Raw genomic sequence first — 1,510 nt, forward strand, 5'->3', positions numbered from 1 at the left:
CCCGGCGATCCACTGCCGGCACTGCGGCCGGTCCGGCTGGGCGGCCATCTCACCCGAACGCGACCCCCAGGAGCTGGTCACCGACCCGGACCGGATCTACCGGGCGAGCGTCGGCGCGGACAAGCGCCGGGTCAGGGCGTTCGTCGCGGCCACGGCGAACGAGATCGCCAACCCGGGCCGGGGCCTGCTGGTCCTGGACTCCGCCGGCAGCCGGGTCCGGCCGTTCGACCCGGCGCGGGACACCCCCGGGGAGGCCGGCCGCGGCACCACCCGCATCCCCGACGGCGTCGCCGTGCTCGGCGACCTCGCCGACATCGCCGGCGCGGAAGCCGACCGCTGCCCGGCCTGCGGGCTGGACGAGGGCGTCCGCTACCTCGGCGCCGGGCTCGCCACCCTCGCCTCGGTCGCGGTCACCGAACTGTTCACCAGCGGCGAGCTCACCGGCCGGGAACGCCGGACGCTGCTGTTCAACGACTCGGTGCAGGACGCCGCGCACCGCGCCGGCTTCGTCGCCACCCGGTCGTACACGTTCTCGCTGCGCTCGCTGCTCGTCGACCAGCTGCGCCCCGGCACACCGGTGGCCCTCAACGACCTGCTCGCGGACCTGATCGCCGCCGCCACCAGCCCCGCGTCCGACCCCGGGACGCTGGCCGCGATCGTCCCGCCGGACCTGCACGACCAGCCCGGGATCGACGGGCTGCTCGCCGGGGAGCACGCCGGCGGCAGCGAGGTCTGGCAGCTCATCGCCGACCGGCTCGCCTTCGCGGCGATCATGGAGTTCGGCCTGCGCTCCCGGCAGGGCCGCACCCTCGAACTGACCCGCACCGTGGCCGCCGAGGTCACCCTCACCGAACCGGAGAAGATCGCCGCGCTGTGCCGGGACGTGTTCGTACACGGGCCGGTGGCCACCATCCCGCCCGCGGACGAGGTGACCTGGCTGGCGTTCGTCCGCGGGCTGCTCGAACGGCTGCGGATCCGCGGCGCGATCCGGCACCGCTGGCTGGACGGCTACCTCGGCCAGGCCGGGGCGCGCTGGAAGGTGTGGGGCGGGCGGCCGAACGGGATGCCCGCCTTCCCCCGCGGGGTGTCCGCGCCGGCGTTCCTGCTGTCCGCGCCGAAACGCCGCAGCGAGTTCGACGTCCTGACCGCCCGCGGCAACTGGTACCAGGACTGGGCGGTCCGCTGCCTGGAGCTCTCCCGCGAGCACGCCACCGACTACCTCGCCCGGCTGCTGCCCGTCCTCGCCGACGAGGGGGTGCTGGCCCGCCGGGTCGCCGAGGACGGCACCAGCGTCGTCTACGGGCTGCAACCAGGCCACATCCATGTGGTCAGGCTCGGTGACGACGAGGTGGCCGCCGCCGCGCTCCGCTGCGACATCTGCGCCTGGACGCAGACCGTGCCCCCGCACCGGGCGGCCGACTGGGCCGGGCAGCGCTGCCAGCGCTACCGGTGCGCCGGCCGGCTCACCCCCGACACCACCCGTCCCAGCCCCGTGACGGGCGCGCCCGCC

General features: G+C 76.0%; 1 pseudogene. It reads left to right on the plus strand.

Annotated features, from left to right (window positions below):
* A pseudogene (locus NBW84_RS21335) lies at positions 1-1,510 on the plus strand (DEAD/DEAH box helicase); the annotation flags it as partial.

The sequence above is a fragment of the Protofrankia sp. CiP1_Cm_nod2 genome (assembly GCF_920664355.1).
Classification (GTDB): domain Bacteria; phylum Actinomycetota; class Actinomycetes; order Frankiales; family Frankiaceae; genus Protofrankia.